General features: G+C 28.3%; 19 protein-coding genes and 2 pseudogenes. 20 read left to right on the forward strand and 1 reads right to left on the reverse strand.

Annotation, left to right across the window (positions count from 1 at the left end; translation table 11 throughout):
* Window positions 1-118: 118 nt before the first annotated feature.
* The 12 genes from hsdR (at window position 119) to A500_RS17400 (ending at window position 12,885) form a co-directional block, all read left to right on the forward strand.
* Window positions 119-2,503, forward strand: a complete 2,385-nt coding sequence (hsdR, locus tag A500_RS17345; RefSeq protein ID WP_016208871.1) for an EcoAI/FtnUII family type I restriction enzme subunit R — start codon at window positions 119-121, stop codon at window positions 2,501-2,503.
* Between the two features lie 18 nt (window positions 2,504-2,521).
* Window positions 2,522-3,178: a hypothetical protein gene (locus tag A500_RS17350; protein WP_016208872.1), complete on the forward strand. Its 657-nt coding sequence runs from the start codon at window positions 2,522-2,524 to the stop codon at window positions 3,176-3,178.
* An 18-nt stretch (window positions 3,179-3,196) separates the two neighbouring features.
* Window positions 3,197-4,636, forward strand: a complete 1,440-nt coding sequence (locus A500_RS17355; RefSeq protein ID WP_016208873.1) for a type I restriction-modification system subunit M — start codon at window positions 3,197-3,199, stop codon at window positions 4,634-4,636.
* 1 nt (window position 4,637) lies between these two features.
* On the forward strand, window positions 4,638-6,089 hold the full coding sequence (locus A500_RS20845) for a restriction endonuclease subunit S (RefSeq protein WP_016208874.1): 1,452 nt from the start codon (window positions 4,638-4,640) through the stop codon (window positions 6,087-6,089).
* Window positions 6,090-6,103: 14 nt separating this feature from the next.
* A complete protein-coding gene (locus A500_RS20850) occupies window positions 6,104-6,334 on the forward strand; it encodes a restriction endonuclease subunit S (protein ID WP_341349967.1) in 231 nt (76 codons plus the stop codon).
* Between the two features lie 146 nt (window positions 6,335-6,480).
* Window positions 6,481-7,548 carry a nucleotidyltransferase domain-containing protein gene (locus A500_RS17370; protein WP_016208876.1) on the forward strand — a complete coding sequence of 356 codons (1,068 nt, stop codon included), beginning with the start codon at window positions 6,481-6,483 and terminating at the stop codon, window positions 7,546-7,548.
* 53 nt (window positions 7,549-7,601) lie between these two features.
* Window positions 7,602-9,194: a ThiF family adenylyltransferase gene (locus tag A500_RS17375; protein ID WP_278245137.1), complete on the forward strand. Its 1,593-nt coding sequence runs from the start codon at window positions 7,602-7,604 to the stop codon at window positions 9,192-9,194.
* Window positions 9,187-9,657: a Mov34/MPN/PAD-1 family protein gene (locus A500_RS17380; RefSeq protein WP_016208878.1), complete on the forward strand. Its 471-nt coding sequence runs from the start codon at window positions 9,187-9,189 to the stop codon at window positions 9,655-9,657. Before A500_RS17375 ends, A500_RS17380 begins: the two co-directional genes overlap by 8 nt.
* The gene (locus A500_RS17385; protein WP_016208879.1) at window positions 9,647-10,597 is read left to right on the forward strand and encodes an SAVED domain-containing protein; all 951 of its coding nucleotides are present in this window, start codon (window positions 9,647-9,649) and stop codon (window positions 10,595-10,597) included. The genes A500_RS17380 and A500_RS17385 overlap by 11 nt, the downstream gene beginning before the upstream one ends.
* A 495-nt stretch (window positions 10,598-11,092) precedes the next feature.
* The gene (locus A500_RS17390; protein WP_016208880.1) at window positions 11,093-11,431 is read left to right on the forward strand and encodes a hypothetical protein; all 339 of its coding nucleotides are present in this window, start codon (window positions 11,093-11,095) and stop codon (window positions 11,429-11,431) included.
* Entirely contained in the window at window positions 11,410-11,907 is a 498-nt protein-coding gene (locus A500_RS17395) for a hypothetical protein (protein WP_016208881.1), read from the forward strand. Before A500_RS17390 ends, A500_RS17395 begins: the two co-directional genes overlap by 22 nt.
* A 3-nt stretch (window positions 11,908-11,910) precedes the next feature.
* Window positions 11,911-12,885 (forward strand): DHHA1 domain-containing protein, encoded by a 975-nt coding sequence (locus tag A500_RS17400; protein ID WP_016208882.1) that lies wholly within the window; start codon window positions 11,911-11,913, stop codon window positions 12,883-12,885.
* A gap of 117 nt (window positions 12,886-13,002) precedes the next feature.
* Here the strand turns inward: A500_RS17400 and A500_RS17405 are convergent, their stop codons facing one another.
* Window positions 13,003-13,200, reverse strand: a complete 198-nt coding sequence (locus tag A500_RS17405; protein WP_016208883.1) for an alpha/beta-type small acid-soluble spore protein — start codon at window positions 13,198-13,200, stop codon at window positions 13,003-13,005.
* 259 nt (window positions 13,201-13,459) lie between these two features.
* Here A500_RS17405 and A500_RS17410 point away from each other — a divergent pair.
* The 8 genes and pseudogenes from A500_RS17410 to A500_RS22185 all read left to right on the forward strand — a co-directional run bounded on the left by A500_RS17410 (window position 13,460) and on the right by A500_RS22185 (window position 23,051).
* Window positions 13,460-14,543, forward strand: a pseudogene (locus A500_RS17410) (undecaprenyldiphospho-muramoylpentapeptide beta-N-acetylglucosaminyltransferase).
* Between the two features lie 162 nt (window positions 14,544-14,705).
* Window positions 14,706-15,131, forward strand: coding sequence for a flavodoxin (locus tag A500_RS17415; RefSeq protein ID WP_016208887.1), 426 nt, complete (start codon window positions 14,706-14,708; stop codon window positions 15,129-15,131).
* A 177-nt stretch (window positions 15,132-15,308) separates the two neighbouring features.
* Complete coding sequence (gene nifJ / locus A500_RS17420) at window positions 15,309-18,821, forward strand: pyruvate:ferredoxin (flavodoxin) oxidoreductase (protein ID WP_016208888.1); 3,513 nt, start codon at window positions 15,309-15,311, stop codon at window positions 18,819-18,821.
* 155 nt (window positions 18,822-18,976) lie between these two features.
* A complete protein-coding gene (locus tag A500_RS17425; protein ID WP_016208889.1) occupies window positions 18,977-19,309 on the forward strand; it encodes a DUF1292 domain-containing protein in 333 nt (110 codons plus the stop codon).
* A gap of 94 nt (window positions 19,310-19,403) precedes the next feature.
* Window positions 19,404-20,225 (forward strand): PHP domain-containing protein, encoded by an 822-nt coding sequence (locus A500_RS17430; RefSeq protein WP_016208890.1) that lies wholly within the window; start codon window positions 19,404-19,406, stop codon window positions 20,223-20,225.
* Window positions 20,226-20,239: 14 nt separating this feature from the next.
* A complete protein-coding gene (locus A500_RS17435; protein ID WP_016208891.1) occupies window positions 20,240-21,433 on the forward strand; it encodes a pyridoxal phosphate-dependent aminotransferase in 1,194 nt (397 codons plus the stop codon).
* A gap of 151 nt (window positions 21,434-21,584) precedes the next feature.
* Window positions 21,585-22,223: an HAD-IB family hydrolase gene (locus A500_RS17440; protein ID WP_016208892.1), complete on the forward strand. Its 639-nt coding sequence runs from the start codon at window positions 21,585-21,587 to the stop codon at window positions 22,221-22,223.
* A 16-nt stretch (window positions 22,224-22,239) separates the two neighbouring features.
* A pseudogene (locus A500_RS22185) lies at window positions 22,240-23,051 on the forward strand (aminotransferase class IV).
* The last annotated feature ends 60 nt before the right edge of the window (window positions 23,052-23,111 follow it).

The raw sequence follows: 23,111 nt of genomic DNA on the forward strand, positions 1-23,111 counted from the left end.
TTTAAATTATTAATAATTAATGATTAGAATAACTTTTTGGTGAATTATAGGGTATAATTTAATTAGGATAGATAATTTAAATATTATGGTGTTTTTAATCTTAATTGGGGGGAAGAGAGTGAATAAGAAGAGTTTAAGTGAAACAAGTATTATAACTAAGTATATACTTCCTGCTATAACTAATTCAGGATGGGATCAAGAGCAGATAGCACAAGAAGTAAGTTTTACAGATGGTAAAATAATTGTAAGAAAGAAAATGGTTAGCAGAGGAAGTAGAAAAAGGGCAGATATAATACTTTATTATAGAGATAATTTACCGTTAGCAATTATTGAAGCGAAGGATAATAAGCATTCTATAAATGCTGGTATGCAACAAGGTTTAAATTATGGAAATATTTTAGATATACCATTTATTTATTCATCAAATGGAGATGGCTTTATTGAACACGATAGAACCAAAACAGAAGGAACTATTGAAAAAGAGTTAACATTGGAGGAATTTCCATCACCAGAAGAGTTATGGAATAGATATAAAGAGTATAAGGGTATTAGTAAAGAACAAGAAGAAATAGTAACTCATAATTACTATTATGATCAAGATACCTTTCCACCTAGATATTATCAACGTATTGCTATAAATAGAACTGTTGAAGCAATTGCGAAGGGACAAGATAGAGTATTACTTGTTATGGCTACTGGGACTGGAAAAACATATACTGCATTTCAAATAGTTTATAAGTTATTTAAGTCTAATAATAAGAGAAGGATATTATATTTAGCAGATAGAAATATACTTGTAGATCAAACTATAGTTGGAGATTTTAAACCATTATTAAAAAATATAAATAAAATAAAGAATAGAACTGCAGATAAATCTAAAGAAATCCAATTTGCACTGTATCAAAGTTTAACAGGAGATACAGAAGAAAAGAAGTTATATAAGCAATATAGCAGAGATTACTTTGATCTAATAATTATAGATGAATGTCATAGAGGAAGTGCTAAAGAGGATTCTGCATGGAGAGAAATATTAGATTATTTTGAATCAGCAACTAAAGTGGGCTTAACAGCAACTCCTAAAGAAACTAAGGATGTTTCTAATTTGGATTATTTTGGTGAACCAGTATTTACATACTCTTTAAAAGAAGGTATAGAAGATGGTTTTTTAGCCCCATATAAGGTTATAAGGGTTGCAATAGATAGAGACTTAGAGGGGTATAGACCTGAAAAGGGAAAAACAGATAAGTATGGAAATATTGTTGAAGATAGGATTTATAATAGAAAAGATTATGATAGAAATCTTGTATTAACCAAGAGAACAGAAGTTGTAGCCAAATTTGTATCAGATTATTTAAAAGAAAATAATAAAAGAATGGCAAAAACAATATTTTTCTGTACAGATATAGATCATGCCGATAGAATGAGAACTGCATTGATTAATGAAAATGCAGATTTATATTCACAAAATAATAAGTATGTTATGAAAATTACTGGAGATGATGAAGAAGGAAAATCACAACTTCAAAGTTTTATTAGTCCAAAAGAAAAATACCCTACGCTAGTTACTACAAGTAAATTATTAACTACAGGGGTAGATTGTAAAACTTGTGAGTTTATAGTTATAGATTCAGAGACAAACTCAATGATAGAGTTTAAACAAATACTAGGTCGAGGTACTAGAATAAGAGAAGATTATGGGAAAATGTATTTTACTTTAATAGATTTTAGAGATGTTTCTAGGTTGTTTGCTGATAAAGACTTTGATGGTGATCCTGTAAAGATAAAAGAAACAGATAATAATACTATACCAAATGAAGATGATGAAGAATTTGACGATACATCAGAAGAGAATAATACAGGTTATCAAGAACAAGGTGATGATAATGGGGATGGTGGCGCAGGGTTCATAAACGATCCATTTGGAGGAGACGATAAAGTAGGGAAATATATCTTAGATGATGTAGAAGTGAGGATAATAAATCGTAGAGCGCATTATTATGGAGCAGATGGTAAGTTAATAGTTGAATCTCTTGAAGATTATTCTAAGAAAAATATAAGAAAAGAGTTTAGTACACTAGATCAGTTCATAAGAACTTGGAGTGAAACTGATAAGAAAGATGAGATAAGAAGGCATTTTGAGGATGAAGGTATATTCCTAGAGGATTTAATAGATGATGTAGGAAAAGATATGGATGTATTTGATTTAGTGTGTCATATTGCCTATGATATGCCAGTCTTAACGAGGAAAGAAAGAGCCAACAATGTTAAAAAGAGAAATTATTTTGGTAAATATAATGAGAAGGCTAGAGTTGTTTTAGATAAATTGCTTGATAAATATGCAAATGAAGGTATAGAAAATATCCAAGATATAAATGTATTAACTTTGCCTGAGTTCAAAGAAGTAGGAAGTAAATTAGAAATAGTTAAAAAGATATTTGGTGGCAAAAAAGAATATGAACAAGCGATTAAAGAGTTAGTTCAAGAGTTATATACTATAGCATAGTTTATAGGAGGTAATTTAATGGATGCAGAGATGATTAAATCATTAGAATCTCTTATAAGATATTATTCAAATGATAAACTAAGTAATGTTGTGTTAGAATTACAGAAAGAGTTAAAAGATAAAAAGTTAACTGATGTAGAATCAATATACAACAAAGAGAATATATCATCGGAAATGCTAAATGCAGCATTAGAAGTTAAATCTGTAATGGGGCAAATCAATGTGATAATTCATACTCTAGGTATAATAAATTCATTGCCTTATATTTTAGATGAAGATGAAATAATTGAAAGTGTAAGTTTAGGTGCAGATAATTCAAGTAGTGAATTTGATTTGATAACAAATAAAAGAATTGCAGAATTTAAATTCATAACTTGGAGAGGTAATGATAGTACAAGGTTAAAAACTACTTTTGTTGATTATTATAATTTAGCAGAATATAAAACTTATAAAGATAAATATTTATATTTGATTGATTGCAATAACTTTAAAAAGTTTTTAGGTGGAAAAAGACGATTTACAAATATATTAAGTAAAAATACCAATATTGCAAAAGAATTTGAAGAAAAATATAAAGATAAATATAATTATATTTATGAGTATTATAGCGAGAATTGTTCTAAAGTAAAGTTAATATCTTTGAAAGACTTAATACCAGATATATTTAACCAATAGAAGAAGGAGACAATAGAGATGTCAGTAACAAATGTAATAAAATCAGTACAAGATATAATGCGTCAGGATGCAGGAGTAGATGGAGATGCTCAAAGAATATCACAATTAGTTTGGATGATATTTTTAAAGGTATTTGATGCTAAGGAAGAAGAGTGGGAATTAGAGAGTGATGATTATACACCTATTGTTCCAGAAGAATTAAGATGGAGTAATTGGGCTGCTGATGATGAAGGCATGACAGGAGATGAATTATTAGATTTTGTAAATAATAAATTATTTAAAAAATTAAAAGAAATGGAATTAACACAATATTCAGATCCAAAATCATTTTTAGTTAAGGCTATATTTGAGGATTCGTATAACTATATGAAGTCAGGAGCGTTAATAAGGCAAGTAATAAATAAATTGAATGAAATAGACTTTACAGCGAGTGAGGATAGACATTTATTTAATGATATATATGAAAATATATTAAAGGACTTACAAAGTGCAGGTAACTCAGGAGAGTTCTATACCCCTAGACCTGTTACAAAGTTTATTATAGATATGTTGAATCCTAAGTTAGGAGAAAAGGTTGCTGATTTTGCTTGTGGAACAGGTGGGTTCTTAACTTGCGCTATAGAATATATGAAAACTCAACAAACTACAGTTGAAGATATTAAGTTATTAGGTGAGTCAATTATAGGTATAGAGAAGAAACCATTGCCACACCTCTTAGCAACTACTAATTTAATACTTCATGATATAGATGTACCACAAATAAAACATGATAATTCACTTATGAAAAATATAAGTGATTTAAAACCAACAGAGATGATAGATGTTATAGCAATGAATCCTCCTTTTGGTGGAATTGAGGAAGATACAGTATTAAGTAATTTCCCACAACAATTTCAAACAAAAGAAACTGCAGATTTATTTATGACACTTATAATGTATAGATTAAGTGATAATGGAAGAGCCGGTGTAGTATTACCTGATGGATTTCTATTTGGTGAAGGGGTTAAAACTAAAATAAAAGAGAAACTATTAAGTGAATTTAATCTTCATACAATAGTTAGAATGCCTAATGGTGTATTTGCTCCATATACAGGAATAAATACAAACCTTTTATTCTTTGAAAAAGGAAAGGTAACAGAAGATGTATGGTACTTTGAACATCCATTACCAGAAGGTTATAAAAACTATACAAAAACAAAGCCAATAAGAAGTGAAGAATTTGAATTAGAAAAAGCATGGTGGACTAACAGAGAAGAAAATGAATATGCATGGAAGGTATCTATTGAAGAGATTAAAAATAGAAATTATAACTTAGATTTTAAGAATCCAAATAAAGAAGAAGAAGACCTAGGAGATCCTGTTGCATTGCTAGAAAAATATAATAAGGCAAAGGCTGAAGTTGATGAAATACAAAATCAACTTATAGAAGAATTAACAAAGATTTTAGGTGGTAATTAATATGGATATGATGTTAGAACAATTTAAAACAATCTTTGATAGACCAGAAAAGGTTAATAAGTTAAGAGAAACAATACTTGATTTAGCAGTAAGAGGAAAATTAGTACCACAAGATCCTAATGATGAACCGGCAAGTGTTTTATTTGAAAAGATAAAGAATGAGAAAGAAATATTAATAAAAGAGAAAAAAATAAAAAAAGAAAAGCCGTTAGCAGAGATAAGTGAAAATGAAAAGCCTTTTGAATTGCCTACAGGGTGGGAGTTTGTAAGAATAGGTGATTTGGGAAATATTTTCAATGGCAATAGTATTAATGCCAAGATAAAGGAGACAGTATACGCTAATGTTGAAGAGGGATATAATTATATTTCTACAAAAGATGTTGCTTTTAATGGTAAGGGAATAGATTATAATACTGGTGTAAAAGTACCATATAATGAGAAAAAGTTTAAAGTTGCACATAATGGTTCAGTTTTGATTTGTTCAGAAGGGGGGAGCGCTGGTAGAAAAATTGGGTTAACAGATAAGGATATATGTTTTGGAAATAAATTATATGCTATTGAACCTATAAAAGGAATTTTATCTGAATACATTTTTTACATTTATCAATCATCAATGTTTTTTGATTCATTTACTAGTAAAATGACGGGTATAATAGGTGGTATATCAATTGCAAATTTTAAAGAAATTATTATTCCACTATGTAGTTTAAATGAACAAAAGCGAATAATAGAAAAAGTTGATTCATTAATGGCTTTTTGTGATAAATTAGAAAAAGTTTTAGAGAAAAAAGTCTATTATGGGAAATTAGGTGCTAAATCTGTATTTAATGCTGTAGATAATGTTGATAGTATAGAAGAATTAGAAGAAGTTTTAAGATTTATATTATTAAATTTTAAAAATTTATCTTTAGGAGATAATGCAGTAAAAGAATTGAAAAATTGTATACTTCAATTAGCAGTACAAGGAAAATTAGTACCACAAGATCCTAATGATGAACCAGCAAGTGTTTTACTAGAGAGAATTAAGGAAGAAAAGGAAAGATTAATTAAAGAAAAGAAGATAAAGAAAGAAAAACCCTTAGCAGAGATAAGTGAAGAAGAAAAGCCCTTTGAATTACCAGGTAGATGGGAATGGGTTAGGTTAAAAGAAATTGGATATAATTTAGGACAAAAGAAACCAGATATTAAATTTACTTATATTGATGTTGGATCAATTAATAAAGAAAAAGGTGAAATTGGAGAAGAGTTAACAATTATTGAACCAGAAAATGCACCTTCAAGAGCAAGAAAATTAGTTGATAAGGGTACTGTTATTTATTCAACTGTGAGACCATATTTGTTAAATATAGCAATAGTTGATAAAGAATTTGAATTTGAACCTATTGTAAGTACAGCATTTGCTATAATACATCCGTATGAGGGATTAATAGTAAATATATTTTATACTATTTAAGAAGTATACATTTTATAAAATACGTTGAATCAAAAATGGTTGGAATGGCGTATCCTGCAATAAATGATGAAAAATTTTATTCAGGGCTATTTCCTATGCCTCCATTAGCAGAGCAAAAACGTATAGTAGAAAAAGTTGATTCGTTAATGAAATTATGTGATGACTTAGAAAGTAAAATTGAAAAGCAGAAGAATTATAGTAATAGATTAATGGAATCCATTATTAAAAGTTCATTGGCAAAGTAAATGTGTAAATTAATATCATTAGATAATAGAAGCAAGTATTGTGTACTTGCTTCTATTATCTATAAGAATGACTAGAATTAGATGTATAATAATACAAATATGTTATAATTAGTATTATAATAAATAGATGTTTAGGAGGAGATGTGATGGCTAACATACAAAAACAATTAGAAGATTTTCATGACGAAATTAAATTGGGGAGACTAAAAGAAAATGCGGAATTAAGAGACAAAAGAGATAAAATAACCAAAAAAGTTAAGAACGGATTAGAAGAATATTTTGAAGATAATAATATGGACATACCATCAATAGAGTTTATAGATCAAGGGAGTTATGCAATTGATACAGGGATTAAGCCAACAGATGGCAACTATGATATTGATGAAGGAGTAATTATTTCTCTAAATAAGGAAGATTATGAGGACAATCCAACTAAGTTTAAAGAAATAGTAAGAGATATTATGCTAACTCATACAAGTACAGAACCTAAAATAAAAAAACCTTGTGTAACAATAACTTATTCTGAAAATGAAGAGCCAAAATACCATGTGGACTTACCAATATATTTAAAGTCATCTGATGATGAAAACTTATATTTATCTTGGGGAAATGAGACTTCAAAGACTAACAAAGATTGGATATTTTCAGACCCAGAGGGATTAAATAACCATATAAAAAATTCTTTTTCAGGTGACGATAAAAAGCAATTTAAAAGGATTGTAAGGTATCTAAAAAAATGGAAAGATAAAGTGTTTGCAAGTGAAACAAGTGATGGAACTCCTCCTAGTATAGGGATTACACTTATTGCAGCGGATAAATTAATTCCTGTAAAGGAAACAAATGCAATAACTGGAAGAGAAGAATACAATGATTTAAAATCAATGAAATGTCTAGTTGATGATATAAAATCTTTATTTTCATACAAATATTGTATAGATGAAGAAGAGTTTTTATATACAATTGAGTATAAACTACCAGTAGGAAATCAAGGCGATGTATTTTCAAAGATGACTAATAAGAAAATGAATTCTTTTTATAATAAGGTAGTTAAATTACAAACGGCGTTAAAGTATGCAATAGATGAACCAGATCCTACAAAGGCTTGTAAAGAGTTAGTAAAATATTTTGGTGATGATTTAAAGATACCAGAATCGGCAGAAAATAGATATAAAACAGTAGGAGCAAGTAGTGCCCCTGCATCTAACTTTGCATAGGTGGTGGTAGTATTATTGAAATAAAATTAAGAGAAAAGAAGTATTTAGAAAATATTGAAAAACAAAAAGAAAGTGTATATACATTTGATTTTATTCTAAGAAATGAAGATAGAATTCCCTTAATAATGTATATAAATAAAAAGAGATTTCCTTTTGAATTGCCAATTATAATATTAGATACAAGTAAACGAAAATATGTACCAGATATACCGCATATCAGTTCGGATGGCTATATTTGCTACTTAGATAAGGAAGGTATTGTTTGGAGTGATGATACAGAAAAGATTTTAGACTTCATATTTGAAAGAATAGAATCTATATTCTTTCAAAATGAATCTATTGAGGGAATTCATAGGGAGTTTCAATATTATTTTTCAGAAATACCTAATAAAGAATATGCTTATTCATATATATCAGAAAGTAGTGAGACGAGACGGGTTAAGTTATGTATTGACAATAAAAGTAAAAGGAACTTTTTCTTTGATAGCAATGATACTAAAGAGGAAAAGATAGATAAAAAACAATTTATTAATGCAATTTATATACCATTTTCGAAAACATTGGATATATATGTGCCTAATGAACGAAAATTTTGGAGTGCAAAAGAAATTTCGGAATTGGTTAGAAGATGTGTATTACGAGATAATATTGAGTTGATTAGACGATTAACCAAGGAAAATAATCAAAGTTATTATCTTTTAGATATTATGTTACAAGGTGATCAAAATGTATTAATAGGGTTAAAATATGATAACAAATCCAATAAAGAAATTGTACCTATTTTAGAGGCTGAAGATGATTCTAAAATAACTCCAATATATATTGAAAGAGTAGATGATAAAAAAGCACTAGTTAGAGGTGGTGCGATTACTAATGGAGATGAATTTAAAATATTAGTAATAGGTTGTGGTTCTATAGGTAGTGATACAATTTTTCAATTAACAAGGTCAGGTTTTAAGAATATAACTATTGTGGATAAGGATTTCCTTAGTCAAAATAATATTTATAGACATTTTCTAGGAAAGTCAAGAGGCGAAAAGAATACTTCGAAAGTAAAGTTAATGAAAAAGGAATTAGAAAATAGATATGACGAATTAGATATTCAGGCGTATGAGTATAATATTTTTGATATGTTAGAAAAAAAGGAAATAAGATTAGAAGAATATTCTTTAGTTATATCCGCTATAGGTGATGTGAACTCAGAGAGACTATTGAACAAGTATATTATTAAAGCAAAAGTACCAGTGATCTATACTTGGGTTGAGGCTTATGGTATTGCAGGACATGCGGTGTTTATTAATAAAAAAGGATGTTACAATTGTTTGTTTACAGAGGAATTAATGTGTAAGGTTAATTTCGCTGGTAAAAGCAATGTTCCATATGTTAAAAATTTTGGAGGATGTTTAGGTACATATACTCCATATGGCAGTATGGATTCAATGCAAACTGCTATAATTGCAACAAAGTTAGCGCATGATTTTTTAATTAAGCAAAACTGTGAAAATAGGGTATTTTCTTGGAAAGGAAATATAGATGATTTTTTACTTGACGGACATTCAGTAAATGACAGTTTCTATAATTTTAATTGTGGATTAGGGGAAAGAGATGATGTACGGTTAGAGGGATGTGTTTATTGTAATGATTAGTATTGATTATAAGGATTATTGTATAAAAATTAATGATAATGTTTTAGCGATAATGAGTAAATATATCCAATGTAAAAGTAAATATGAGAGTGGAGGAATATTAATAGGCTCTATTCTTATAGAGGGAAAAACGATAGAGATAAATGATTGTACTGAACCAATAGATGGAGATAAATCAAGCCGATATGGATTTTATAGATGCAATAAGCATAATGAACTTTTAGAGGATAAATGGATTGAGAGTAATTATATAAAAATGTATCTTGGTGAATGGCATACACATCCTCAATCTAGACCAACTCCCTCATATATAGATAAACAGTCTTGGAAAAAACTTGTTAAGAGAAGCATTACAGAAAGTCCAATAGTTATATTTCTTATAATAGGAATCGAAACTATAGAACTTTGGATAGGAAATAAAAGTGATAGTAAATTAGAGAGGTTAGGGAGTTATGAATTCTAAAATATTACAGCAAATTATTGAGTTAATAAAAGAAAATCGTTTGAATGGTATTATATTGTTATTGATATTAATAGCATTAATAGCGTTGGGTATTATATACAGACATAGTAAAATAACACAAAAGGTTATAAACATATTTGAAAATATCTTTTTCCCTTATATCAAAAAAGATAGGATTATCCTTGAAGTATTCACAAAAAAGGATGCTAATTCAAAAGGTATAGAGGATAAATACTCAATTGGAGGATTTAAAAAGATAACTATTAATAAAAAAGAGAGTTTTGATAATACAAATTGGATAAATGAAAATAATCTCCAAAAATTCATCAATAAACAAGAAAAAATAATGAGAAAAGTAAGAAAAGGTAGCAAAAAAAATGATTCGCTTGCATATTTGGGGTTTCCACATATACCAATAGGTTTTATGGATGGTTATAATTTCTCGGATACGGATAATGTTATTTTATATGAATATGATGGAGCAATAGGAAATAATCCTGATAAGGAGTTTTTTGAACTTAAAAAATCATATAATAGTGATCTTCAACTACAAACTAATTATGAAAATTATGAGTTGACGGGTGATGAAATAATTTTAAAGGTAGAGCAATCATTTGATATAAAGGATGATGAAATTAAAAGTGTGGTAGGTGATTTAGATGTAATAAACTTATCAAACAAAGATAGAAAGAGATGGGGGATTAAAAGTTATTCAGATGTTGATAAATTTGCTAAAGAATTTGAAAAAATATTAAGTTGGGCAAAGAATAAAGGGATTAAAAAAATTCATTTAGTTATGACAACACCTGTATCATTAACTTTCACATTAGGACAAGTGGTAGCACACTATTCACCAGATATAGTGATATATAACTATAATAATGCTAAATATGATTGGTCTGTTGATGTGAAGCAGAGAATAGTAAAAATGATTAGTTAGATAAACCTATATATACTAGATGTGAATGTTAAGTTGTGAATAAAACTATAGAAGATATGACAAGAGAAGAATTAGTATAGCAAAAAGTATTTGCTTTAAATAGTTGTATTGTTATAACTGAAATAGTAACCAGAAAAGCGCAAGTGAGTTAAATGAATAAAATTTCAATGGGAGTTTTTGGAATAATTATATGAACATTATTGAGTTAAGAGAATTTTAAAAAATTCAGAAGATAAATAAGAATAAAAAATAGACTAAATGAAATAGTATAATATATCCTTAGAAAAGAAAATAACTTATATAATTAGTGTTTAAACTAATCATATAAGTTATTTTCAATTTTAAACTATATAGATTATGTAATATAGTAATTCAAAGTTTATAATTAGAATTGAGTGTACAGTATGAAAAGTGTAAAATAATTTATAAACAAAAGTGGAGTAAGGTATTTATGGTAGGAGTTATTGTAGTTAAATCAAAGAAAGGGTGAGTATTATGGATTGTGTAAAGGAGATTCAAGAAGAGAATCAATGGATAGTTAATCCAGATATTCTTTTTAGAGATTTATTAAATAAGATGCATAATGATAGAGAGGATATGGGAAAAGAATATACAATAAGTGAAATAACAAATAAATTAGATAGAATAAATAAACAGAAAAAAATTATAGAAAACGAGAGTTCGTATGATACTGCAAAGAAGGTTATGTTTAGTGAAAGAAATGGTAGAGATTATTTCTTATTTAATAATAGAGAGAAACAAGATAAATTAACGAAAATAGTCAGGAAAAAGAAAAAGGATTTAGATGGGAATTGTATAAAGATGAAAAAGTAAGTATTAATCCTAAGTATAGAATGAGAATAATTGCTGGAAATAATGAAAAAAGATTTTATGATATGTGTAAAGATAATTTGCTAAGTGAGTTATTGAGAGGTAAAAAGAGTTTTTATAGTGATGGTATTGACGATAATAAAGTAAGTATATCTGTTGACAATAGTATTGAGATTGGAGATAAAAAAATATTAATAGAAATAGATTCTGGAAATATGGCTAAGTTAATAGTTGGACAGTATACTTTGTTGAATATATTATGTAATTCTATTGAAAAAAGTAATATTGTTTTCATTGTAATACATTATTATAAAGATTATAATACAAAAAGAACTGAGAAGAATCTAAAGTTAGTTTCAAAGGCTGTATTCAATGATAATGGTATTAGATTTAAGGTTTTTAATATTAAAGAATTCGAAAAAATTTGCAAAAAAAATAAAGGAAATAAAGACAGTTTTATAAAGCAACTTTTAAGTTAGAGAGTGAACTTAAGTGATAGAAGCAAGTTAAATTGTATAGTATTTATTTATGAGAATAAAAAAATCATATATACATGTATAAATGCTACAGGAAGGTTAGAAACGGCAGATTTATCAGTAGAATTGTTAATAACAGAGGATATTAATAAAGCTAAAGACCTAGCAAATCAGCTAAGTGAACTGAATTCAATAAGACAAGAATTAACTAAAGAAAGCTCTGAAAAAATCATTAGAAAAATAGAAAATGAAAAAAAGAAAGAAGAAAAGGTCATAGTAGTATATGATGATAGTATACACGAAAGCATTGCCGGAATAGTAGCAGGAAGAGTAAAAGAAAAATATAACATGCCTTGTATAGTTCTAACTAAAGGCAAGGAAATGCCAAAAGGATCTGCAAGATCAATAGAGACCTATAATATATTTGAGGAGCTTAGTAAATGTAGTGAACTTATAGAAAAGTTTGGCGGACATCCAATGGCTGCAGGATTATCTATTAAGGAAGAAAATATAATTTTATTAAGAAATAAGTTAAACAATATATGTAAGCTATCAGATGAGGATATAATTCCTACTGTTAAAATAGATTCGCCTCTTGAATTAATTTACTTAAATGAAAACTTAATAAATATTATTGAAAGCTTAAGACCCTTTGGAAAAGGAAACCCCAGTCCTTTGTTTGCTGTTAAAAATGTTAGTATAGAAAGACTCTGGTTACTAGGAAAAGAAAAGAATTTTTTGAAGCTTAGATTTAAATTTGAAATTAATAAAAGATTCTTATATATAGATGGAGTGAGTTTTGATAAATTTGAAGCTTTTAAAGAAGAAGTTATAAGCAAATATGGAGAAGAAGAATTTATTAGAGCTTGTGATAGTAGTTATATAAATTTAAAAGCAGATATAATTTATTATCCAAATATAAATGAATTTAATGGCAATAGAAATATTCAACTTATGATAAAACATATAAGAATCAATTAAATAGGAGTTGTCTTAAAGTGATTATCATCATATTAAGACAACTCCTTGTTACTTAAAGTAATATAAAATTACATTCATATAAGTATAAGTAACATTAAAATGGCTTTACAAGTAAAACTATTTTATTCCGTTTTCGTATTGCGCTACCATTCTTTTAACCATTTCCCCACCAACACTTCCGCATTGTTTTGAAGATAAATCTCCATTGTAATCAGAGAAAGGTACTCCCATTTCGTTAGCTACTTCATTTTTGAATTTAGCTAATCCTTTTTTAGCTTCAGGTATTAAAACTCTATTATTATTATTATTAGCCATAATGTTTACACCTCCTTTTCATCTTTGTAACTATAGCTTGTGCAAATTTTTTGTGAATATTATATGTAACTAAAGGAAATTGGACATAATAGTGGAAAACAAATCTTTATAATCTTAAAAGAATATTTAAAATAAATAATAGACAAATTATTTTGAATAACAATTAAATTGTCTTGAATAATATGATATTATTTAAGAGGAAAAAAGTTAAAATAATTAATGGTTAACAATTGTTAATCAAACAAGTGGGGTGTTTTTAATGAATAAATATAAGATAATAATGACTGGAGGAGGAACAGCAGGACATGTTACTCCTAATTTGGCTTTGGTTCCAAGGCTGAAAGAAGAAGGTTTTGAAATAAAGTATATAGGAAGTAAGGATGGAATTGAAAAAGAAATAATAAAAGATGCAAAAATACCTTATTATGAGATTTCATCAGGAAAATTAAGAAGATATTTTGATATAAAAAACTTTACAGATCCTTTTAAAGTAATGAAAGGTGTAATGGAAGCAAATAAAATTTTGAAAAAAGAAAAGCCTAATATAGTATTTTCAAAAGGCGGTTTTGTTGCTGTACCAGTTGTTATTGCAGCTTCAATGAGAAAGATTCCAGTTGTTTCCCATGAGTCAGATTTGACTCCAGGACTAGCAAATAAGTTATCTTCACCGTTCTGTTCCAAGCTTTGTGTTACATTTAGAGAAAGTTTAAAGTACATTAAAGACGATAAAGGAATATTAACAGGTACACCTATAAGAAAAGAAATATTAAGTGGAAGTTCAAGGCAAGGAAAAGAAATCTGCGGATTTAAAGATAATAAAGAAATCTTGCTAGTTATAGGTGGAAGTTTAGGTGCTAAAAGCATTAATGATGAAGTAAGAAAAATATTAAAAAAATATTAGAAACTTTTAATATTATTCATATATGTGGAAAAGGAAATTTAGATCAGAATTTAAGTGGATTTAATGGTTATGTTCAATACGAATATGTTAAAGATGAGCTTCCTCATTTGTTAAAGGCTGCAGATTATGTAATATCAAGGGCTGGAGCAAATGTTATATTTGAATTGTTAGCATTAAATAAGCCAACTCTTTTAATACCATTATCAAAAAAATAAGTAGAGGAGATCAAATTCTTAATGCTAAATCTTTCGAAAAAGAAGGTTTTTCACTAGTATTAGATGAAGATGAAATGATGGAAAATGAAAAAATACTTTTAGCTAAAATTAAAGAATTAACAGAAAATAGAAATATATTAATAAAAAATATGAAAAATAGTGGAATTACTAATGGTGTTGAGGCGATTTTGGCAGTAATAAGAAAAAGTATGGAGTTAAATAAATGAAACAAGCTATCTTTTATTAGAAAAGGATATATTCAACTAATATGACCTGTATAAAACTTGCAAAAAAAAATAGTGTTATATAATAAAATAGTAAGTAAAAAAATAGGTAATATATGTCCAAAGAGCTGACTTAATTAAGTCAAAAGATGAGGTGATGTAATTATGAAGAAAATCTCTATTATTTATTGGAGTAATGGGGGAAATGTTGAAGTTCTTGCAAATTCAATTGCAGAGGGAGCAGAAAATGCTGGTGCGGATATAAATGTTAAATATGTTTATGATGCAACAATAGAAGATGTAACAGAAGCTGATGCAGTTGCATTTGGAAGCCCATCAATGGATAATAACAGAATTGAACAACATGAGATGGAACCATTTATTAATCAATTCAAATTGTTACCAAATAATCAAAAGAAAATAGTTTTATTTGGATCATATGGATGGGATGATGGAAAGTTTATGGTCGATTGGGTTCAACGTATGAAGGATTATAACTTTAATGTTATAGGACACATCGCCGTTAAAGAATCGCCAAGTGATGAAGAGCTATTAAAGGCAAAAAATCTTGGTGAGGAATTAACTAAATAGATTTTTAGAAGAGAAAGAATCAATTAAATACTTATATAGGGGTTAGGTATTTAAACTTAATTAAAGAGATTTAATCTTTTCTTACCAAACAATTTACTCTTAGTTTAAATACAGAAAATAATTCTGTATTTAGTGTAGTTATAAAATTTTATATATAAGGAAGAGAGGTCAAATACGATGAGAAAAATGAAAACTATGGATGGTAATACGGCTGCGGCTCATATATCATATGCTTTCACAGAAGTAGCTGCTATATTCCCAATCACTCCATCATCACCAATGGCTGAACATGTTGATGAATGGGTAGCACAAGGAAGAAAAAACATATTTGGTCAACCTGTTAAGGTTATGGAAATGCAATCAGAAGCAGGAGCAGCTGGTGCTGTTCATGGATCTTTACAAGCAGGTGCATTAACAACAACATATACTGCATCTCAAGGTTTATTATTAATGATCCCAAATATGTACAAGATTGCTGGGGAAATGCTTCCAACAGTATTCCACGTATCAGCAAGAGCTTTAGCAACATCTTCATTAAGTATATTTGGAGATCATCAAGATGTTATGGCTGCAAGACAAACTGGTTTTGCAATGCTTGCAGAAGGATCAGTTCAAGAAGTTATGGATTTATCTCCAGTAGCTCATTTAACAGCAATTAAGACAAGAATTCCATTTATGAACTTCTTTGATGGATTCAGAACTTCACATGAAATCCAAAAAATAGAAGTTTTAGAATATGATGAATTAGCTAAATTAGTTGATTACGATGCTTTAGATGCCTTCAGAAAGAGAGCGTTAAATCCAAATCATCCAGTAACTAGAGGTACAGCACAAAACCCTGATATATATTTCCAAACTAGAGAATCAGTAAACAGATTCTACGAAGATATTCCAGAAGTTGTTGAAAGCTATATGGCTGAAATAACTAAGTTAACAGGAAGAGAATATCATTGTTTCGATTACTATGGAGCTCCAGATGCTGATAGAGTAATAATAACAATGGGATCATCAACTGATGTTGTTGAAGAAACTATTGATTATTTAAGTGCAAAGGGAGAAAAAGTTGGGGTAGTTAAAGTAAGACTTTATAGACCATTCTCTGGAGAAAAATTATTAAAAGCAATACCAGCTACAGTAAAATCTATAGCTGTTTTAGATAGAACAAAGGAACCAGGATCAATTGGTGAACCTTTATACTTAGATGTTAAGAGTGTATTCTATGGTAGAGAAAATGCTCCAGTTATAGTTGGAGGTAGATATGGATTAGGTTCTAAGGATCCAAACCCATCACATATAGCTGCGGTATACGCAAACTTAACTAATGAAAATCCAAAGAATGGATTTACAATAGGAATAGTTGATGATGTAACTAATACATCATTAAATATAGAAGAAGATATCGACGCTACTCCAGAAGGAACTAAAGCATGTAAGTTCTGGGGATTAGGATCAGATGGTACAGTTGGTGCTAATAAGAGTGCTATAAAAATCATCGGTGACCATACAGACATGTATGCTCAAGGATACTTCTCATATGATTCTAAGAAATCTGGTGGTATAACAGTATCACATTTAAGATTTGGTAAGAAGCAAATTAAGTCACCATATTTAATTGATAAAGCTGATTTCGTAGCATGTCATAATCAAGCTTATGTTTATAAATATGATGTATTAGAAGGATTAAAGAAGAATGGTAAGTTCTTATTAAATACAATTTGGACTCCAGAAGAAGTTAATGAAAAGTTACCAGCTTCAATGAAGAGATTTATAGCAGAAAACAATATTGATTTCTATACTTTAAATGCTGTTAAGATAGCACAAGAAATTGGGCTTGGTGGAAGAATCAATATGATAATGCAAGCTGCATTCTTTAAAATTGCTAATATCATTCCAGTTGAAGATGCTGTTAAATACTTAAAAGATGCTGTTGTTAAGTCATACGGTAAAAAAGGTGAGAAAGTTGTCAATATGAACTATGCTGCTATAGATAAAGGTGTTGAGTCTATAGTTAAGATAGAAGTTCCTGCTGATTGGAAAGATGTTGTTGATGAAGTTAAGGAAGAAAGAAAAGATGTACCAGATTTCATCAAAAATATAGTTGAACCAATAAATGCACAAAAGGGATTTGACCTAACAGTTTCACAATTATCAGAATTAGCTGATGGTACATTTATGCCAGGTACTGCTGCATATGAAAAAAGAGGTATAGCTATAAATGTTCCAGAATGGCAACAAGACAAATGTATTCAATGTAATCAATGTGCATATGTATGTCCACATGCTGTTATAAGACCATTCTTATTAAATGAAAATGAAAAAGAAAATGCACCAGAATCAATGAAAATTGTTCCTGCAAAGGCATTGAAGACAGAAGAACCAACATTCTACACAATTGGAGTAACTCCATTAGATTGTACAGGATGTGGAAACTGTGCTCAAGTTTGTCCAGCACCTGGTAAAGCATTAATAATGAAACCAATGAATACTCAAGAAGAACAAATTGAAGCTTGGGAATATGCAGTTAAAGAAGTTTCACTTAAGAAGAATCCAATGAATAAAAATACAGTTAAAGGAAGCCAATTTGAACAACCATTATTTGAGTTCTCAGGAGCTTGTGCAGGATGTGGAGAAACTCCATATGCTAAACTTGTAACTCAATTATTTGGAGATAGAATGATGATAGCTAATGCTACAGGATGTTCATCAATTTGGGGTGGATCAGTTCCAGCAACTCCATATACTGTAAATAATCAAGGACATGGTCCAGCTTGGGCTAACTCATTATTTGAAGATAATGCTGAATTTGGATTAGGTATGTTCTTAGGAGTTAAGGCTATAAGAGAAAGAATAGCTGACAATATGACTAAAGCTTTAGAAGTTGAAACTTCAGAAGATGTTAAAGCAGTGCTTCAAGACTGGTTAGATCATATGAACAGTGGAGAAGGTACTAGATTAAGAGCTGATAGAGTTATTGCTACATTAACACAAGTTGATGCTGATTATGCAAGAGAAATCTTAAAGGATCAAGAATTCCTAGTTAAGAGATCTCAATGGATATTTGGAGGAGACGGATGGGCATATGACATCGGATACGGTGGATTAGACCATGTTCTTGCTTCAGGAGAAGACGTAAATGTTCTTGTATTTGATACAGAAATTTACTCAAATACTGGTGGTCAATCATCTAAATCAACTCCAACAGCTGCAATAGCTAAGTTTGCTGCAGCTGGAAAGAGAACTAAGAAGAAAGATTTAGGAATGATGGCTATGACATATGGATATGTATATGTAGCTCAAATTTCTATGGGTGCTGACAAGAACCAAACTCTTAAAGCAATTGCAGAAGCAGAAGCTTATGATGGTCCATCATTAATCATTGCTTATGCTCCATGTATAAGCCATGGTATTAAGAATGGTATGTCTAATAGCCAAGATGAAGCTAAAAAAGCTGTTGAATGTGGATATTGGGGATTATACAGATATAACCCAACTTTAGTTGGAACTAAGAATCCATTCTCATTAGATTCTAAGGAACCAAAATCTGATTTTAGAGAATTCTTAATGGGTGAAGTAAGATATGCATCACTTGCAAAAGCATTCCCAGAAGCTGCTGATGCTTTATTTGAAAAGACAGAAAAAGATGCTATGGAAAGATTAGCAAACTATAAGAGATTAGCACAACAACAATAATATTTATAATAAGGAACTGCCTTTTGGCAGGTCCTTATTTTTACTTTTTTATTAATAATTAGCGAAACATAAAATATTTTAATATTTTACTTTTAATTTTTGCTAATTAAGGGTAGAATTAAATAGAATCATATCTATGAAGGAGGATTATTAGAATGGATAATGAAAATAAATGTGGATGCCATGATGAAGAAAAAGAATGTGGATGTGGCCATGATCATGAACATCATCATGACGAAGAATGCGGATGTGGAGAAGATCATCATGAACATTTTGTTGTAGATTTAGAAGACGAGAATGGAAATGTTGTATCATGTCAAATTATAGACGCTTTTGAATTTGAAGAAAATGAATATATTTTAGCTCAAGATCCTAATGAAGATTCAGTATACTTATTTAGATCAAATGAAGATGGAGAATTAATAATTCCAGAAGAAGAAGAATTTGATAGAGTATCAAAATTCTACAGTGAAGATTTAGCTGAATAATCATAAAAGTGCCTTTTAGGCACTTTTTTTATTTGTCATTTTATATTAATAATGATATATTTTTAATATATTACTTAAGAAATAAGGTGTTAAAATGAACTATGCAGATTTACATATTCATTCAAATTATTCAGACGGTAACTTGGCACCGGAACAAATTATAAATTTAGCTCAAAAAGCGGGAGTGAAAAGTATATCTATAACAGATCATGATTCAATATCCTCCCAATATGTTATTAATAATGAATATGAAGATATAAATATAATACCTGGAATAGAGCTAAGTACTGAATATGAGGATCTAGAAATTCACGTATTAGGATATTTTATTAATATAAATGATATAGACTTAATAAAAACCGTAGAACAGCTAAATAAATCTAGAATAGAAAGAGTCGAGGAAATACTTTTTAAATTAGAAAAAAATAACATCCATATTACTTTAGATGATTTAGCAGTTGATATAAAATCTACTATAGGAAGAGGGCATGTTGCCAATGCTATGGTTAAGAAAGGATACTTTGATAATTATAAAAGTGCATTTTCTAGTTTTTTGGTAAAGGGAAAACCTGCTTATGTAAAAGGATGTAAGTTAAGCTATAAAGAGGCTATAAAAATAATAAATAACTCAGGTGGGATATCAGTATTGGCTCATCCAGGACAAATTTATAAAAAAATAGTTGTAGAAAGTATAATTAAAGATTTGAAATTCTATGGATTAAAAGGTATTGAAGTATATCATCCAAGTCATTCGAGAGAACAATCAAATGATTTTTATAATTTATGTAAGAAATATAAATTATTAATAACAGGAGGTAGTGATTATCATGGAAAAGACTGCCATAACGAAAATTTCATAGGAAGCTATGGAATAGATAAAGATTTGCTAAATAAATTAATAAATTATAGAAGATAATTGGGGGAAGAGTAATGAATTTATCTAACAAGGCTAAAGAAATAAATCCATCTATAACATTGGAAATTACAGCAAAGGCAAAAGAGTTGAAAGAATTAGGGGTTGATGTCGTAAGTTTTGGAGCAGGAGAACCAGATTTTAACACTCCAGAAAATATTATAGAAGCAGCTATAAAAGCAATGAAGGATGGAAAAACTAAATATACTCCAACAAGTGGAATTTTAGATTTAAGAAAAGCTATATGTAAAAAGTTAAATAAAGACAATGATTTAAATTATGAACCAAATCAAATAGTAGTATCAACTGGAGCTAAACAATCTTTAGCAAATGCATTTACGGCAATATTAAATAAAGGTGATGAAGTTATAATAGCAACTCCTTATTGGGTAAGTTATCCAGAACTAATCAAATTATCTGATGGAGTACCTGTGATTCTTAAAACCATTAAAGAAAATGATTATAAGTATACAATTAACGAATTGAGATCTTCAATTACAAGGAATACTAAGGCCATAGTAATAAATAGCCCAAATAATCCAACTGGAAGTATTTATACCAAAGAAGAATTATTTGAAATAGCAGAATTTGCAAAAGAAAATAATTTAATAATAATTTCTGATGAGATATATGAAAAATTAATATATGATAATGAAAAACACATAAGTATTGCATCAATATCAGAGGATGCCTATAATAGAACAATAGTAATTAATGGTTTATCAAAAGCGTATGCTATGACTGGATGGAGAATTGGATATTCGGCTTGCAATAAAGAAATAGCAAAATTAATGAGTAGTGTGCAAAGTCATGTTACATCAAATATAAATTCAATATCTCAATATGCCGCAATCGAAGCATTAAGTGGGCCAAAAGAAAGCATAAATATAATGATAAAGGAATTTGAAAAAAGAAGAAATTATATGATTAATAGGCTTAAGCAAATTAATGATTTATCAATAATAGAGCCTAAAGGGGCTTTTTATATAATGATTTGCATTGATAAATATTATAATAAATCAATTAATAATGAAAAGATAAAATCATCTTTGGATTTTTCAAAAAGTATCTTAGAAGAAGAAAAGGTAGCAGTAATACCAGGAGTTGCTTTCGGTCTAGATAATTATATAAGATTGTCTTATGCTACGTCTATGGAAATAATTGAAGAAGGATTAAATAGGCTGGAAAGATATTTAAAAAAATTAAAATAGAAAGATTAAGGCACTTAAAAAAATAGGTGCCTTAATTTTTTAGTTGAAATAATATTATTTATAGCTTTTAAGTCAAATCAATTATGAATTTGTTTAAATATAAGGATTTATAGTATATAATTAATAATGAAGCATTTTAGGAGGAATTATAATGGAAAAATTGGCAATATTCGATGTGGATTATACTATAACAAAAAAAGAAACCTTAATGCAATTATTTAAATACGTTATTATGAAAGATATAAAAAATATTAGATTTCTTCCAAGAGCATTATATAGTGGTTTTATGTATTCAATAAACATATATGATGAAAAGAGAGTGAAAGAAAGTTTTCTTAAATTTATAGAAGGAATAGAAGAAAAAGATTTAGCTCTACTAGTGAAGAATTTTTATAAAGATGTTTTAGAAAAAAATTTATATGAAGATGCTATAAAAATGATGAAAAATTTAAAAAGTAAAGGTTATAAGGTGTATTTAATATCTGCATCTCCTGAATTCTATTTAAGGGAGTTTTATGCGATAAAGGAAGTAGATATGATAATAGGAACAAGATTTACTTTAGAAAGTGGAAAGTTTATAAGAAAAATGCAAGGTGAGAATTGTAAAGGAGAAGAAAAAGTTAAAAGATTAAAAGAAGTTCTAGAAAAAGAAAATATAGAAGTTGATTATAAAAATTCTTATATGTTTTCTGATTCCTTATCTGATAAACCATTATTAGATCTAGTTGGTAATGCATATTTAATAAATTTTAGAAAGAAAAATACTTTTGAAGTATTAAGATGGAAATAATGAGGAGGAAGACTTGATGGAAGCTATTTTAGATTATTATTTAGAAGATGGACATTTGGAAAGTATAAAAAATTATACTGCAGATTCAGTAGAAAGAGATAGAATTATATATGAGGTTATAAGAGTAATAGATAGAGTTCCATTGTTTTATGAGGATCATATAAAAAGATTAGAATCTTCTTTTAGGCTAATGGATAAGAATTTTTCTTATAAATACGATAAAATTAAAGACTATTTAATTAGTCTTATTGAAGGTAATAATATAGATTTTGGAAATATTAAATTAACTTTCGATATAAAAACCGATACTATGAAAGTATTTAGTATAAAGCATAGTTATCCTAGTGATGATCTTTATAAAAGCGGAGTAAATACTATACTTTATCACGGAGAAAGAAAAATCCTAATGCTAAAGTAGTTGATAGTAATTTTAGAGAAAAAGTAAATAATGAAATAATAAAAGCTAATGCTTTTGAAGCAATACTAGTTAATTCTAATGGATTTATAACAGAAGGAAGTAAATCAAATATATTTATGATAGAAAATGGAGTATTATATACTTCACCTTTAGAAGATGTTTTGCCAGGAGTCACAAGAGGGAGAATCATATCATTAGCTAAAAGCTTAGGAATAGGATTTGAAGAAAAAAAGATAAATTTTAAAGAAGTAGATAATTTAAATGCTATGTTCATATCAGGAACATCTCCTAAAATATTGCCTATAGCTAAAGTTGATAATATAACTTTAGATGTAAATAATGATATAATGCAGAAGTTAATTAAGGGATTTAATGAAGAAATAATTATATATATAAATAAATTTAGATAAAGAAACAATAAAATATTGTTGTTTTCAAATAAAATTAAATACTATTCAAATATATTTTAA

Source organism: Clostridium sartagoforme AAU1 (assembly GCF_000401215.1).
Classification (GTDB): Bacteria; Bacillota; Clostridia; order Clostridiales; family Clostridiaceae; genus Clostridium; species Clostridium sartagoforme.

Excerpts from the sequence above, each read along its gene's own strand:
- A500_RS20845 (WP_016208874.1), top strand. The coding sequence starts at position 4,638 with ATGGATATGATGTTAGAACAATTTAAAACAATCTTTGATAGACCAGAA.
- A500_RS17350 (WP_016208872.1), top strand. The coding sequence starts at position 2,522 with ATGGATGCAGAGATGATTAAATCATTAGAATCTCTTATAAGATATTAT.
- A500_RS17355 (WP_016208873.1), top strand. The coding sequence starts at position 3,197 with ATGTCAGTAACAAATGTAATAAAATCAGTACAAGATATAATGCGTCAG.
- A500_RS17370 (WP_016208876.1), top strand. The coding sequence starts at position 6,481 with ATGGCTAACATACAAAAACAATTAGAAGATTTTCATGACGAAATTAAA.
- A500_RS17440 (WP_016208892.1), top strand. The coding sequence starts at position 21,585 with ATGGAAAAATTGGCAATATTCGATGTGGATTATACTATAACAAAAAAA.
- A500_RS17380 (WP_016208878.1), top strand. The coding sequence starts at position 9,187 with ATGATTAGTATTGATTATAAGGATTATTGTATAAAAATTAATGATAAT.
- A500_RS17390 (WP_016208880.1), top strand. The coding sequence starts at position 11,093 with ATGGATTGTGTAAAGGAGATTCAAGAAGAGAATCAATGGATAGTTAAT.
- A500_RS17430 (WP_016208890.1), top strand. The coding sequence starts at position 19,404 with ATGAACTATGCAGATTTACATATTCATTCAAATTATTCAGACGGTAAC.
- A500_RS17415 (WP_016208887.1), top strand. The coding sequence starts at position 14,706 with ATGAAGAAAATCTCTATTATTTATTGGAGTAATGGGGGAAATGTTGAA.
- A500_RS17435 (WP_016208891.1), top strand. The coding sequence starts at position 20,240 with ATGAATTTATCTAACAAGGCTAAAGAAATAAATCCATCTATAACATTG.
- nifJ (WP_016208888.1), top strand. The coding sequence starts at position 15,309 with ATGAGAAAAATGAAAACTATGGATGGTAATACGGCTGCGGCTCATATA.
- A500_RS17385 (WP_016208879.1), top strand. The coding sequence starts at position 9,647 with ATGAATTCTAAAATATTACAGCAAATTATTGAGTTAATAAAAGAAAAT.
- A500_RS17425 (WP_016208889.1), top strand. The coding sequence starts at position 18,977 with ATGGATAATGAAAATAAATGTGGATGCCATGATGAAGAAAAAGAATGT.
- A500_RS17405 (WP_016208883.1), bottom strand. The coding sequence starts at position 13,200 with ATGGCTAATAATAATAATAATAGAGTTTTAATACCTGAAGCTAAAAAA.